The 13,305-nt window shown below is 67.4% G+C and carries 13 protein-coding genes and 2 tRNA genes; 7 read left to right on the forward strand and 8 right to left on the reverse strand.

The features are described from left to right. The first annotated feature begins 3 nt into the window (after window positions 1-3). The 4 genes from B9N75_RS08755 (at window position 4) to B9N75_RS08770 (ending at window position 5,678) form a co-directional block, all read left to right on the forward strand. Window positions 4-90, forward strand: a tRNA-Leu gene (locus B9N75_RS08755). Between the two features lie 98 nt (window positions 91-188). After that, window positions 189-974, forward strand: a complete 786-nt coding sequence (locus tag B9N75_RS08760) for an ImuA family protein (protein WP_085218447.1) — start codon at window positions 189-191, stop codon at window positions 972-974. Continuing rightward, entirely contained in the window at window positions 868-2,439 is a 1,572-nt protein-coding gene (locus tag B9N75_RS08765) for a Y-family DNA polymerase (protein ID WP_157123758.1), read from the forward strand. Before B9N75_RS08760 ends, B9N75_RS08765 begins: the two co-directional genes overlap by 107 nt. Further along, complete coding sequence (locus tag B9N75_RS08770) at window positions 2,436-5,678, forward strand: error-prone DNA polymerase (protein ID WP_085218448.1); 3,243 nt, start codon at window positions 2,436-2,438, stop codon at window positions 5,676-5,678. Before B9N75_RS08765 ends, B9N75_RS08770 begins: the two co-directional genes overlap by 4 nt. A 7-nt stretch (window positions 5,679-5,685) precedes the next feature. Here B9N75_RS08770 and B9N75_RS08775 read toward each other — a convergent pair whose 3' ends face one another. The 3 genes from B9N75_RS08775 to B9N75_RS08785 form a co-directional block, all read right to left on the reverse strand. Further along, window positions 5,686-7,122: a serine hydrolase gene (locus tag B9N75_RS08775; protein ID WP_085218449.1), complete on the reverse strand. Its 1,437-nt coding sequence runs from the start codon at window positions 7,120-7,122 to the stop codon at window positions 5,686-5,688. A 137-nt stretch (window positions 7,123-7,259) separates the two neighbouring features. Then, a tRNA-Ser gene (locus tag B9N75_RS08780) sits at window positions 7,260-7,350 on the reverse strand. A 56-nt stretch (window positions 7,351-7,406) separates the two neighbouring features. After that, window positions 7,407-7,721: a 4a-hydroxytetrahydrobiopterin dehydratase gene (locus B9N75_RS08785; RefSeq protein ID WP_085218450.1), complete on the reverse strand. Its 315-nt coding sequence runs from the start codon at window positions 7,719-7,721 to the stop codon at window positions 7,407-7,409. A 40-nt stretch (window positions 7,722-7,761) separates the two neighbouring features. Here B9N75_RS08785 and B9N75_RS08790 point away from each other — a divergent pair, with 40 nt between their 5' ends. From B9N75_RS08790 to ccmB, 3 genes are read left to right on the forward strand one after another with little or no spacing between them, the layout of a single operon-like run. Continuing rightward, on the forward strand, window positions 7,762-8,163 hold the full coding sequence (locus tag B9N75_RS08790; RefSeq protein ID WP_085218451.1) for a metallopeptidase family protein: 402 nt from the start codon (window positions 7,762-7,764) through the stop codon (window positions 8,161-8,163). Beyond that, a complete protein-coding gene (gene ccmA, locus B9N75_RS08795) occupies window positions 8,160-8,735 on the forward strand; it encodes a heme ABC exporter ATP-binding protein CcmA (protein ID WP_085218452.1) in 576 nt (191 codons plus the stop codon). The genes B9N75_RS08790 and ccmA overlap by 4 nt, the downstream gene beginning before the upstream one ends. Beyond that, window positions 8,732-9,373 carry a heme exporter protein CcmB gene (gene ccmB, locus B9N75_RS08800; RefSeq protein WP_085218453.1) on the forward strand — a complete coding sequence of 214 codons (642 nt, stop codon included), beginning with the start codon at window positions 8,732-8,734 and terminating at the stop codon, window positions 9,371-9,373. The genes ccmA and ccmB overlap by 4 nt, the downstream gene beginning before the upstream one ends. A gap of 1 nt (window position 9,374) precedes the next feature. Here the strand turns inward: ccmB and B9N75_RS08805 are convergent, their stop codons facing one another. The 5 genes from B9N75_RS08805 to B9N75_RS08825 are packed head-to-tail and all read right to left on the reverse strand — an operon-like array spanning window position 9,375 to window position 13,266. After that, on the reverse strand, window positions 9,375-10,241 hold the full coding sequence (locus tag B9N75_RS08805) for a class I SAM-dependent methyltransferase (protein WP_085218454.1): 867 nt from the start codon (window positions 10,239-10,241) through the stop codon (window positions 9,375-9,377). After that, window positions 10,238-11,464 carry a M16 family metallopeptidase gene (locus B9N75_RS08810; RefSeq protein WP_085218455.1) on the reverse strand — a complete coding sequence of 409 codons (1,227 nt, stop codon included), beginning with the start codon at window positions 11,462-11,464 and terminating at the stop codon, window positions 10,238-10,240. Before B9N75_RS08810 ends, B9N75_RS08805 begins: the two co-directional genes overlap by 4 nt. 50 nt (window positions 11,465-11,514) lie before the next feature. After that, window positions 11,515-12,027 (reverse strand): SURF1 family protein, encoded by a 513-nt coding sequence (locus B9N75_RS08815; protein WP_085218456.1) that lies wholly within the window; start codon window positions 12,025-12,027, stop codon window positions 11,515-11,517. Then, on the reverse strand, window positions 12,027-12,410 hold the full coding sequence (locus B9N75_RS08820) for a DUF983 domain-containing protein (RefSeq protein WP_085218457.1): 384 nt from the start codon (window positions 12,408-12,410) through the stop codon (window positions 12,027-12,029). The genes B9N75_RS08815 and B9N75_RS08820 overlap by 1 nt, the downstream gene beginning before the upstream one ends. A 40-nt stretch (window positions 12,411-12,450) precedes the next feature. Beyond that, a complete protein-coding gene (locus tag B9N75_RS08825) occupies window positions 12,451-13,266 on the reverse strand; it encodes a cytochrome c oxidase subunit 3 (protein WP_085218458.1) in 816 nt (271 codons plus the stop codon). Window positions 13,267-13,305: the final 39 nt, after the last annotated feature.

Below are 13,305 nucleotides of genomic sequence, written 5' to 3' on the forward strand. Positions count from 1 at the left end.
CGTGCCCAGATGGCGGAATTGGTAGACGCACCAGCTTCAGGTGCTGGCGCTCGCAAGGGCGTGGAGGTTCGAGTCCTCTTCTGGGCACCACTCTCTCATTTTGCATCCCCCAATGTCTGGCGCGATCGCGGCGCCGGGCCTTTGCTTGGCATTTGGCTTTAGGAGAGGTGGAACATATATAGAACAAAATGAGCGATTCGCGGAACCTTTGCGTATTGAGGAGCCGTCTTGCCGCAATCGGGCCGGGCGCCGCCCTCTGCGCGCAGACCAAATTCGCCACCGGTAATGCCGATCTGGATTTTACGCTGGAGAGCGGACTTGGCGAGGGGCGGCTGCACGAGCTTTACGCATCCAGCCTGAATGACGCGGCTGCCTCCGCTGGCTTTGCTGCGATGCTGGCGCTGCGAGTGAAGGGGTCGAGGCCATTGGCATGGCTGCGCACCGAGGCGGCGCAGCGGGGGATGGGGCGGCTTTATATGCCGGGCTTTGTCGAACTTGGCGGCGATCCGGATGCCGTGATCCTGACCCTGCTGCCCGACGACACAACGCTGCTGCGGGCGGCCGCCGACGCTGCGGCCTGTCCCGGGCTGGGCGCCTTGATAGTGGAATGCTGGGGAAAGGCCCCTCTGCTGACGCTGACCGCGAGCCGGCGGCTGGCGCTCGCTGCGGAGCGATCGGCGGTGACCTTGTTCCTGCTCCGCATCGATGCCCAGCCCGTCCCAAGTGCCGCAGCCACGCGGTGGAGCATATCCGCCGCGCCTTCCGCCGCGATGGCCGCCAATGCGCCGGGGCACAGCATGATCGCGGTGGAATTGCTGCGGCAGCGCTCGGGGCCGGCGGGGATGCGGTGGCAGATGGAGTGGAATCGTGACGAACGTGCTTTCCGGAAACCGGCGCTATCTGGCGCTGTGGCTGCCGTGGCTGAGCGTCGAGCGGCTGAAGCACAGCCGGGAGAGCGGCGCCGCTTCGCCTGACGCGCCGGTGGCGCTGATCGAGAAGGCGCGGGGCGTGCTGCGTCTGGCGGCGGTTGATCGGGCGGCCGCTGCGCTGGGCCTTAGGACAGGCCTGGCGCTTGCCGATGCCCGAGTGGCGGTGCCGAAACTGCAGGTTTTCGACCATGACCCGCGCGCCGACGCGCTGTTGCTCGACCGGCTGGCCGACGGTTGCACGCGGTACACGCCGCATGTCGCGATCGACGGTAGCGATGCGCTGGTGCTGGATATCAGCGGATGCACGCATCTGTTCGACAGCGAAGCGGCACTTCTTGCCGATGTGAAGGCTCGGCTTGGGCGGCTAGGTCTGAAGGTGCGGGCCGCCTTCGCTTATGCCCCCGATGCCGCGCTCGCTTTGGCCCGGTTTCGGCGTGCGTCCGTGGCCGGGGAGGCGCGCGCGGCGGTGATGGACCTCCCCGTCGCCGCACTGCGGCTGGATCGCGAATGCGAAACGGCTTTGTGCCGCGCAGGGCTGAAGACGGTCGGCGATGCCGCGCGGCGCCCTCTCGCGGCGATCGCCGCGCGATTTGGCGAGGGTGCGGTGCAGGCGATCCGACGGATCCTGGGCGAAGAGGCGAGCCCGCTCATATTCCGGACGGTGGAAGCACCGCTGGTTTTCGACAGGCGCTTCGCCGAGCCCGTCGCCCGCACCGATTATGCGCTGGAACGACTGGCAGAGCTCGCTGCTGAGGCCATGGCGGAACTGGGGGAACGCGGGCAGGGCGGGCGGCAGTTCGAGGCGCTGTTCTTCCGTTCCGACGGGCTCACCCGACGGCTGGCCGTGCAGACCGGCTCCGCCACGCGCGACGTCGAGGCCGTGATGCGTCTGTTCCGGGAGCGGATCGAGACGCTCGACGACCCGCTCGATCCCGGTTTCGGCTACGATATGGTGCGGTTTACGGTGCCCCTCAGCGAGCCGCTGGCGGCTGGCCAGCTCCGGCTGGAAGGCGGCGAGACGAGCAGATCGCAGCAGGTGGAAGCGCTGATCGACAGGCTCAGCACGCGGCTGGGGCCGGAGCGCGTACAACGCTTTCGCCCGCGCGATGGTCATATCCCCGAACAGGCACAGCGCGCGCTCCCCGCTGTGGAGGCAGGCTTCAAGTCAGCGGAATGGAACATATCGCCGCCGGGCAATCCGCCGCTCCGCCCGCTGCACCTGTTCGATCCGCCGCAGCCGATCCAGGTCGTCGCCGAAGTGCCCGACGGGCCGCCGCATCGCTTCCGTTGGCGCAAGGTGCTGCATGAGGTCAGCCGCTTCGAAGGGCCGGAGCGCATCGCTTCCGAATGGTGGCGGGCCAAGGACGGCAATCCCGCGCATGGCGCCCCGACGCGCGATTATTACCGGGTGGAGGATCGCAACGGCCGGCGTTTCTGGATTTTCCGGCACGGCTTTTACGGCGGCGGGGAGCAGCACCCCGGCTGGTATCTCCATGGGCTGTTCGCATGACGGGCTTCGCCGAGCTGGTCGCCGCGACCAATTATTCGTTCCTGCGCGGCGCCTCCCACCCATCCGACATGGTCGGGCAGGCGATCGACCTTGGCTATGCCGGCATCGGGATTGCAGATCGCAATACGGTAGCAGGCGTGGTGCGCGCGTGGGCGGCGCTGCGCGAGAAGAACGAAGAGGCGCGGCACCTCTTCGGCCATGGCGTCGATCTGAAGCTGATCGTGGGTGCGCGGCTGGTGTTCAGCGACGGCACGCCGGACATCGTCGCCTATCCCGCCAACCGGCGCGGCTGGGGCCACCTCTGCCGTATGCTGACCCAAGGAAACAGGCGGGCGGCGAAGGGGGATTGCCTGCTCACCCTCGCCGACCTCGTCGAATATGGCGATGATCTGCTGCTGATCGCGATGGCGGATGATGCGGATGAGGATGTGTTGCGCCGCCTGTTGTGGCGTGCGCGGGGATCGCTTTGGCTGGGTGCGACGATGCCGTGCAACGGCGATGATCGCCGGCGCCTGAAGCGCCAAGAGGCTCTCGCGGACCGGCTGGGAATCCCGCTGATCGCCACCAACGATGCGCTCTATGCCGAGGCCGGAGATCGCCCGCTGCAGGATGTCGTCACCTGCATCCGCGCAGGGGTGACCGTGCGGCAGGCGGGACGCAGGCTGCTTGCCAATGCAGAACGCCATCTGAAATCGCCTGATGAGATGGCGCGGTTGTTCCGCGATGCGCCCGCGGCGATTGCCGAGACGCTCGCTTTCCTCGCGCGCGTCGAGTTCGATCTGTCCCAGCTCCAATATGAATATCCGCACGAGCCGGTGCCGGAAGGGTGGGAACCGCAGGAGTGGCTGGAGCATCTGGTCCGCACCAAGCTGCCCGAACGCTATCCTGACGGGCTGACCGCGGCAGGAGAGCACAAGCTCCAGACCGAGTTCGATCTGATCCGGGCGAAGAACTACGCTTATTATTTCCTGACCGTACACGACGTGGTGGCCCATGCGTGCAAGGAAGGCATCTTGTGCCAGGGCCGCGGATCGGCGGCCAATTCGATCGTCTGTTATGTGCTGGGCGTCACCGCGATCGATCCGATCAAGGAGAAGCTGCTGTTCACGCGCTTCCTTTCGGAAGAGCGCGACGAACCCCCCGATATCGACGTGGATTTCGAGCATGAGCGGCGCGAGATCGTCATGCAATATATCTACGATCGCTACGGCCGCGATCGCGCCGGGATCGCTGCCACCGTCATCCATTACCGACCGCGCAGCGCAGTGCGCGAGGTCGCCAAGGCGCTCGGCATTTCCGAGGATGTCGTCCAGCGGCTGACCGGGACCGTCTGGGGCAGCTTTTCCGGATCGATGGAGCCGGAGCGCTACCAGCAAGCCGGGATCGATCCCGGCAACAGCGAGATCGTGCGGCTGAGGGCGCTGGTCGACCGGCTGCTCAACTTCCCGCGTCACCTGTCGCAGCATGTCGGCGGCTTCGTGCTGACCGAGGGCCGGCTGGACGAGATGGTGCCGATCCACAATGCCGCCATGCCGGACCGCACCTTCATCGAATGGGACAAGGACGACATCGACGCGCTGGGGCTGATGAAGGTCGACATATTGGCGCTCGGGATGCTGACCTGCATCCGCAAGGCCTTCTCGCTGCTGCGCGAATGGGGCGCGGGCGATTATGCGCTGCACACCATCCCGCAGGATGATCCCGACACCTATGCCATGCTGCAGAAGGGCGACAGCATCGGCGTGTTCCAGGTCGAGAGCCGCGCCCAGATCAACATGCTGCCGCGGCTGAAGCCTAAGGAATTGTACGATCTGGTGATCCAGGTCGCCATCGTCCGCCCCGGGCCGATCGAGGGGGACATGGTCCATCCCTATCTGCGCCGCCGTGCGGGGAAGGAGAAGGTGGAATGGCCCTCACCCAATCCGCCGCACGATCCCAATGAATTGCGGGAGGTGCTGGGCAAGACGCTGGGCGTACCGCTGTTCCAGGAGCAGGCGATGAACCTGGCGATCACCGCCGCCGAATTTTCCAACGCGGACGCCAACCGCCTGCGCCATTCGATGGCCACCTTCCGCAATGTCGGCAAGATGGAGCGGTTCGAGGAGAAGCTGGTCGAAGGCATGGTGCGGCGCGGCTATGCGCGCGATTTCGCCGAGCGTTGCTTCAAGCAGATCGAGGGGTTCGGCAGCTACGGCTTTCCCGAAAGCCATGCCCAGTCCTTCGCGATCCTGGTCTATGCGTCGAGCTGGATAAAATGCCACCATCCGGCGATCTTCGCCTGCGCGATCCTCAATTCACAGCCGATGGGCTTCTACGCGCCCGCGCAGCTCGTCCGCGATGCGCGCGAGCATGATGTGGACGTGCGGCCGATCGACGTGAACTGCTCCGGCTGGGACCATTCGATCGAGCGAGCGGACGACGGCGTCCTGGCGCTGCGTCTGGGCTTTCGCCTGATCGGCGGCTTTCGCGAGGAATGGGCCGCCTCGATAGCGGCTGCGCGGGAAGCGAAGCCCTTCGCATCGATCGAGCAACTCGCCCGCGCCGCGCGCCTGCCGTCGCGCGCGCTTCGCCTGCTTGCCGATGCCGACGCACTGCAATCGTTCGGCATGGGCCGCCGCGACGCCTTGTGGGAGGTGCGGCGGACGCCGAAGGGCAGCCTGCCGCTGTTCGACCATGCCGATGCGCGCGAACTGGGCGAGGAGCCCGACGCGCATCTCCCCGCGCTCGAGGCCTGGGAAGAGGTGACGACCGATTATCAGACCACTCGGCTGTCGCTGAATGGCCATCCGATGCAGTTCCTGCGGCCGCTCTTCCGTGCGGAAGGGGTGCTAAGCTGCCAGGAAATCGGCGGCGCCCGCAACGGCCGGATCGTGCGCACCGCCGGCGTGGTGCTGGTGCGACAGCGGCCGGGCAAGGGCAATGCGATCTTCGTCACGCTGGAGGACGAAAGCGGCATCGCCAACGTGCTGATCTGGGCACGGCTGTTCGAGAGCTTCCGCCGCGAGGTGATGGCGGCGCGGCTGATGCTGGTCGAAGGCGAAGTGCAGCGCAGCGAGGAAGGTGTCGTCCACCTGATGGCCCGCCGCATCGTCGACCGCACGAGCGAGCTCAACGGTCTGATGCTGGAGAATACGCTGAAGCCGCCGCCCCCCGGCAGCCCCGATCCCCGCTCAGCAGCCTCGCTAGGCGGCCACCCCCGCAACGTCCGCATCGTGCCGCCGTCGCGGGATTTTCATTGAGGCGAGACTACTCGTTCCGCCTGTAAATGAATGTCTCTCCGCCTTGGGCGAGGATAAATTGCTGAGCCCGGTCATCCGAGCCGCGACCTGAAAATTCAACGGTGACGTTGTCCTCGCGGATGAAGAAGCGTGTGGGTGTTTCCGCGAAAAGCTGAAGCCGCTGGGCGCCCTGGACCAACGCGATGCCGCTATCGGTGCGGACGATCTCGATGGTGTCGCCCGGCGCGAACTGATACTGGCCCGGATAGCGATTGAGGACTTCGGCGGCGACGGCGATCGCCTCGCGCTGCGGCGTGGCCGCCGTGTCGACGGTCGACGCCGGATCGAGCATGCGAAAGCCGATATCGTCGACACCGGTGCCGGTCGCCATGTTGATGAATGCCAGGGCGCCGCGCCGTGCGGCCACATCAAGCCCCATGAAGCTGCGCACGCCCCCGCCCGTTCCGTTGCTCCAGGCGATGGATTTGCCGTTGCGGGAGGTGATGCGCCAGCCCAGCGCCATGGAGGTTTGAGCATCGTCCCCGGGCCGGTGCGGGACGAGCATCCGACGCGCTATCCGCGACATGGCGCCACGATCGCCGCTCCAGAGCGAGAGGAACTTGCCGAGATCGGACAGGCTGGAAAAGAGGCCGCCCGCCGGCGCCAGCGCGCCAAAGTCCCAAGGCTCCATCGGTTCGAACTGCGCGTCATATCCCTGCACCCATTGCGGGGATTGGCGCGACGGCGCTTGCAGATTTGTGTCTCCCAGTTCCAGCGGGTCCAGAATGCGCTTCTGAAGCAGCTCCTGGTAGCTCTTGCCGGTGCGGTGCGAGAGTGCTGCGCCGAGAAGCGCGTAGCCAAAGTTGGAATAGTCGAAGGCGGAACCCGGCGCGCGCGTCAGCCGCACCGCCGCCATGTCGGCCTGCAGATCCGCCGCGCTGTATCCGGCATAGGGATCATCCTGGCCGCGATCGACACGGCTTGGCGGGCGCAGCGGAAGCCCGCTGCTGTGGGTTGCGAGATCCAGAAGCGTGATGGCGCGCCCTTCGAAGGACGGCGCGGGGCCGGGCACATGCCGGGACAGGGGATCGAGCAGGGCGACCTCACCCCGCTCGACCGCGTCCGCGAGCAGATAGGACGTAAAGACCTTCGTCAACGACGCGATCTGGAAGATGGAAGCAGGACCGACCTTGTCCGGTCCCCCGAGCCGCGACACGCCAAACGATGAAAACGCCGGTCCACGAGCATCGATCATCGCCGCAACCGCGCCTGTCCCACGCCGCTGAACCTCCACCCGCGCGCGGAGCAGTTCCGTGATCGCCGCCGCACTCGGCGGGTCATCGCCTTGTGGCGCTGGAGCAGAATGCAGCGCGCCTTCGGACATGCAGCCCGGCAACGCTAGCGTGCCGGCACCGAGCAGACCCGCTAAAAAAGGTCGTCGACCAATTTCATATGAACCGCTCATACTCGTGTTCCCTCAAAGGAGGGGAAACAATTAGCATCAGCCCTCGGACGATCCCCTATCACGGACAAAGATCCTAATCGGCACGAAAGTTGGGACCGTCGGCCACAGGACGGCTCGGCAGGTCTTCGTAGAGAAGATGGCGGAGCGGGAGGGATTCGAACCCTCGATACGGTTTTGCCGTATACTCACTTTCCAGGCGAGCGCCTTCGACCACTCGGCCACCGCTCCGCATCGCAGCCCGTGAATCGGGGTGCGCAATTTCATCGCACTGGAAGCGATGCGCTCTAGTCGGGCGCGCGGCATCCCGCAAGGCGTGCGTAGCCGTCGATCGCCTCCGCCAGCGCGATGTCCTTGTTCGTCAGGCCCCCGGCATCGTGCGTGGTGAGCGCGATCTCCACCCGGTTCCAGACGTTGGACCAATCGGGATGGTGGTCGGCGCGTTCGGCGGCGAGCGCGACGCGCGTCATGAAGCCGAAGGCGGCGTTGAAATCGGCGAAAAGCAAGGTGCGGGTGATCGCCTTGCGCCCTGCATCCCACGCCCAGCCGTCGAGTTCTGCCAACGCAGCCGTGCGCGCGTCATCGTCCAGTGTCTTCGCCATCGCTGGCTCTCCTTCCTCTCCTGCTCTATGTCGCGGCTCGATGAGCGAGCGTCAAACCCTGGCCCCCGATCTCGCCGCGCTGGAGCGGCTGGCCGACGCGGCGATCGAGCGGCTGCCGGCGGAATTTCGCGTGCATCTGAAGGGCGTGGTGCTGCGCGTTCAGGATTTCCCCGACGACGAGATGCTCGCCGAGTTCGGCATGGAGGATCCTTTCGAGCTGACTGGCCTCTACAGCGGCCGCCCGATCGGCCAGCAATCCTCGATGCTGTCGGGCGAGCTGCCGGCGATGATCCACCTGTTCCGCCGGCCGCTGCTCGACGAATGGGTGGAGACCGGGGTCGCGCTGGAGGATCTCATCACGCACGTCATCGTCCATGAGGTCGGCCACCATTTCGGCTTTTCCGACGACGAAATGCACGCGATCGAGGACGCCGCGGGGTGACCGGGGCGGGGGGGCTGCTCCGGTTCGAGCGGGTCGCCTGCATCCGCGGCGGGCGCCTGCTGTTCGAGGGCGTGGATTTCGCGCTCGGCGAAGGCGAGGCGCTGGTGGTGCGCGGCCCCAACGGCACCGGTAAATCGAGTCTGCTCCGGATCGCGGCAGGGCTGTTGCGCGCGGCGGACGGACGGGTCGAGCGCGGCGGCGCTATCGCGCTTGCGGACGAAAATCTTGCGCTCGATGCGAAGCGGACGCTGGGCCGCGCGCTCGGCTTCTGGGCGGCGCTCGACGGCCGCGAGGCGGGCGCGGCGATGGAGGCGATGGGGATCGCGCGGCTCACCGCGGTGCCGGTGCGGATGCTCTCGACCGGCCAGCGCAAGCGCGCGGCGCTGGCGCGGGTGATCGCGAGCGGAGCGCCGCTGTGGCTGCTCGACGAGCCCGCCAATGGCCTCGACGGCGACGGGCTGGAGCGGCTGGCGGCGGCGATGGCAGCGCATCGCGCAAGCGGCGGCGCGATCCTGGCGGCGACGCACCAGCCGATCGGGCTCGACGGCGCGGCGGAGCTGGCGCTGGCATGAGGGCGCTGATCCTGCGCGAGCTCAGGCTGGCGGCGACGGGCGGCAATGCCGCGCTGCCGCTGATCTTCTTCCTGCTGGTTGCGACGCTCTTCCCGTTCGCCGTGGGGCCAGACCGGCCGCTGCTCGCGCGGACGGGCGGCGGCGCGCTGTGGATGGCGGCGCTGCTCGCCGCGCTGCTGCCGATCGACCGGCTGGTCGAGCCCGATCGCGCTTCGGGCGTGCTCGACCAGTTTGCGGTGCGCGGGACGAGCGAGGAGGGGGTAGCGGTCGCCAAGCTCATCGGCCATTGGCTGAGCTTCGGGCCGCCGCTGATGCTCGCCGCCGTCCCGGGCGCGGCGCTGATGAAGCTGCCTAGCGATGTGCTGTGGCGTCTCGAGCTGGGGCTGCTCGCGGGAACGCCCGGTCTTGCTGCGCTCAGCCTGATCGTCGCGGCGCTGACCGCAGGGTTGCGCGGCAGCGGCGCGCTCGCCGGGCTGCTGACCCTGCCGCTGACGGTGCCGCTGTTGATCTTCGGCGCCGGCTATGTCGAGCGCGGGGGTGATGCGGGGGCGCTGAAGCTGCTCGCGGCGGTGTCGCTGCTGCTGGTCGCCGCCGCGCCCTTCGCCGCGGGCGCGGCGATGCGGGCGGCGCGCGACTAGCTCAGTCTTTCGACCAGCGCGCGAAGATGGCGGTGGGGAGGAGCAGGCCGCGCGCTTCCTCGCGCACTGCCATGTCGCCCATCTCGATCCGCCCTCCAAGGTCCGCGGTTGCCTGCCGGAGCAATTCGCCGATCGCCAGCGCGGACATGCGGACAGCATAGACGGTGAGCACTAGGAAGCGGCTGTCGGCATCGAGCAGCTTGCGGCAGTCGGCGATCAGTCCGGGCAGGTCTTCCTCCAGCCGCCACACCTCGCCGGCGGGGCCACGGCCATATTTGGGCGGATCGAGGATGATGCCATCGTACCGGCGCCCGCGGCGCACCTCGCGCGCGGTGAACTTGGCGGCGTCGTCGACCATCCAGCGGATCGGGCGGTCGGCCATGCCGGAGAGCGCCGCGTTCGCTTTGCCCGCCTCGACCGACTTCTTGGAGGCATCGACATGGACGAGGTTCGCCCCCGCCGCGGCCATGGCAAGCGTGCCGACGCCGGTATACCCGAAGAGGTTGAGCGCTTCGCTGCCGCTCCCCAGCCGATCGCGCATCCAGGCCCATTGCGGCGCCATGTCCGGGAAGAAGGCGAGGTGGCGGAAGGGGGTGCATTGCGCGCGGAAGCGGACGTCTTCCCATGCCAGATCCCAGCCTTCGCGCGGCACGGCGCGAGCGAAGGTCCAGCGGCCGCCGCCATCCTCGTCGGAGCCGGGGACGAACTCGCCGTCGGCGTCCCAATCAGCGGCGGCCGGCGTCCACATCGCCTGCGGCTCGGGCCGGATGAAGCGATAGCGGCCGTAGCGCTCGAGCTTGCGGCCGTCGCCCGAGTCGAGCAGCCCGTAATCCGCCCAGGGCTCGGCGATCAGCGTCGAAAGGCTCATGCGGCGCGGAGCGCGGGGACGCCGATCGTGGCGTGCGCGGCATCGCCCGCCAGCATCGTCGCGCCGACGGTGCGGACCTGCTCCAGCGTCACCGCCTCCAGCTCGGCGACCACCTCGGCGGGCTCGACCAGTCGGCCATGGACCGAAAGCTGGCGCGCGACGTAGGCGGCCTGGCCCCACGGGCTTTCGAGCGACATGAGGAGGCCGGCCTTCGCTTGCATACGCACGCGATCGAGTTCGCGCTGGGTGGCGGTGCGTGTCGCATCGGCGACGACCTCGGCGATCAGCGCGGCGGCGGCTTCCGCCTCGCGGCGCGCGGTTGCGGCATAGACGTGGAAGAGGCCGCAGTCGCGATAGGGCTGGATCGCCGCCCAGACGCTGTAGGCGAGCCCGCGCTCCTCGCGCACCGCCTGGAACAGCCGCGACGACGCACCGCCGCCGACGATGTCAGCAAACAGTCGGGCGGGATAATAGTCCGGGTGCGTGGCGGCGGGGGCGGCGTGCGCGAAGGTGAGATGCGCCTGATCGGCCTTGGCGCGGCCGGCGCGGCGACCCCCGGTGAAGCAGCCGGGCTCGGGAAGGTCAAGGATGCCGGTTGGAAGGTCCGCAAAGCATGTCGCGGCCTGCGCGACGATCGCCTCGTGATCGACTTTGCCGGCAGCGACCAGATAGAGGCTGCCGGCGCGATATTGCCGGTCCCGCCAGTCGGCGAGGTCCGCCACGGTGATCGCCGCGATGCTGGCTTCGTCGCCCAGGATCGACCGACCGAGCGGTTGATCGGGGTAGGCGATGCTCCAGAGGTCGTCGAAGATGATGTCGGAGGGCGTGTCGCGCGCCTCGCCCAGCTCCTGCAGTACGACCTCCTTCTCGCGCGCCAGTTCGGCGGCGTTGAAGTGGGGCTTCAGGATCATGTCGCTCAATATCTCGATGCCGAGCGGGACATGCTCAGCGAGCAGCGACGCGGTGAAGCTGGTGCCGTCGCGCTCGGTGCAAGCGTTGAGATCGCCGCCGACTTCCTCGATGGCCTCGCTGATCTCACGCGCGGTGCGGTTTCCGGCACCCTTGAACAGCATATGCTCGAAGAGGTGGGCGATGCCGTTGATCGGGGCGGGCTCGAAGCGCGAACCAGTGTCGGCGTAAAGGCCGACCGCTGCGGTCTCTACGCTCGGCATCATCCGCGTCGCGACCCGGAGGCCGTTGGGAAGGGTGGTGAGCTTCATCATGAAGGCGGCGATTTAGGGCTTGCGCCCGGGAGGGGCAAGTTTGCGCGGCCTCAGCGCGCCGATCGGCGGCGCAACGCGAGTACGTAAATGACGGCCGCAGCCAGCGCGAACAGGAACCACTGTACGGCATAGGCCAGGTGGTTGTTGGGGATGTCGTCCAGCGTCGGCGGCGCGCTGCGCTCCAGCGGCGGGGCGGGTGCATCGAGCACGACGATCTCCCGCCCGCCAGGCTCGCGGACGCCAGTCAGCCGCCCTGAGAGCGCAACGCGGGCGAGGGCGTTGGGGCGCTTCGACCAACCGGCATCGACTAGCTGCGGCTGCCCGGCGTTGCAGGGGACGAGATAGCGATAGCCGGTCTCGCCCGCGCGATTGTGCCCGGCGCGAACCTCGGGCGCCGCGTCGATCCGGCAATTCACCGTCACAGGATCGAGTGCGCCTTCGGACTGCATCTCGGCGATCAGCGCATCCTTCCATTGGGCGCGCTGGAGCTGCCAGATGCCGAGGCCGATCATGGTCGCGATCGCCGCGCCGACGATTAGCGTGGCGAGGAAGGGGATGCGCATCAGCGGCCGTCCTTGATGCGGCCTTCGCGCGCCTGGTGACGATATTCGAGCGCGATGAGCAGCCCCTTGGCGATACGCAACGATCCGATCACGAGGCCGAGGGTCAGCGGCCCCCACAACAGCACATGTGTCCACCAGGGAGGGGAGAAGACCAGCTCCACCGTCACCGCCGCCGCGACAATGACGGCGCCGACGATCAGGATCAGAAAGGCGGCGGGGCCGTCGTCGACGTTGAATGCTGCGAAATCGAGCCCGCAGGCGCGGCAGCGCGGCGCAAAGGCGGTTATCCCCGCGAACAGGCCTCTGGTCCCGCAGCGCGGACAGAGACCCGCCAGCGCGGCCATCGCGGGCGGCGGTGGGGCAGGGGCTTGCGGGTCGGTCATAAGCAAGAAGGGCGGCCCCTGAAGGCCGCCCCTGTAAGGATCAATGATATTGCGCGCCCCATCCGCCCCATACGTAGATGGCGATGAAGAGGAACAGCCAGACCACGTCGACGAAGTGCCAGTACCAGGCGGCCGCTTCGAAGCCGAAATGCTGCTTGGGTGTGAAATCGCCTTTGTAGACGCGGCCCAAGCACACCATCAGGAAGATGGTGCCGACGATGACGTGGAAGCCGTGGAAGCCGGTCGCCATGTAGAAGGTCGACGCGTAGATGTTTTCCTTAAAGCCGAACGGCGCGTGCATGTACTCGTACGCCTGGATGGCCGAGAACAGCAGGCCGAGCGCGATCGTCGCCCACAGACCCTTCTTCAGTCCGTCGCGATCGCCGTTGATCAGCGCATGGTGCGCCCAGGTAACGGTGGTGCCCGAGCAGAGCAGAATGAGCGTGTTGAGCAGCGGGAAGGTCATCGGATCGAGGACCTTCATCCCCTTCGGTGGCCAGACGCCGCCCACCGATTCCGCCGCCTTGGGAAAGAGCGAGGCATCGAAATAGGCCCAGAACCAGGCGACGAAGAACATCACTTCGGACGCGATGAACAGGATCATGCCGTAGCGCAGGTGAAGCTGCACCACCGGCGTATGATCGCCGGCATTCGCTTCGCGGATCACATCGACCCACCACGACCACATGACGAAGAGGACACCCGCGAGACCGGCGAAGAACACATAGCCGCCCCCGGCCATGCTGTGCATCCACATGATGGCGCCAACCGCCATCGCCAGTGCGGCGAAGCTGCCTATCAGCGGCCAGGGGCTCGGCGGCAGGATATGATAATCGTGGTCTTTGGCTCCGGCCATGATGGCGTCCCTCTGGTCCTGTTTACGCCCGCGCCGCGG

This window comes from Allosphingosinicella indica, assembly GCF_900177405.1.
GTDB lineage: Bacteria > Pseudomonadota > Alphaproteobacteria > Sphingomonadales > Sphingomonadaceae > Allosphingosinicella > Allosphingosinicella indica.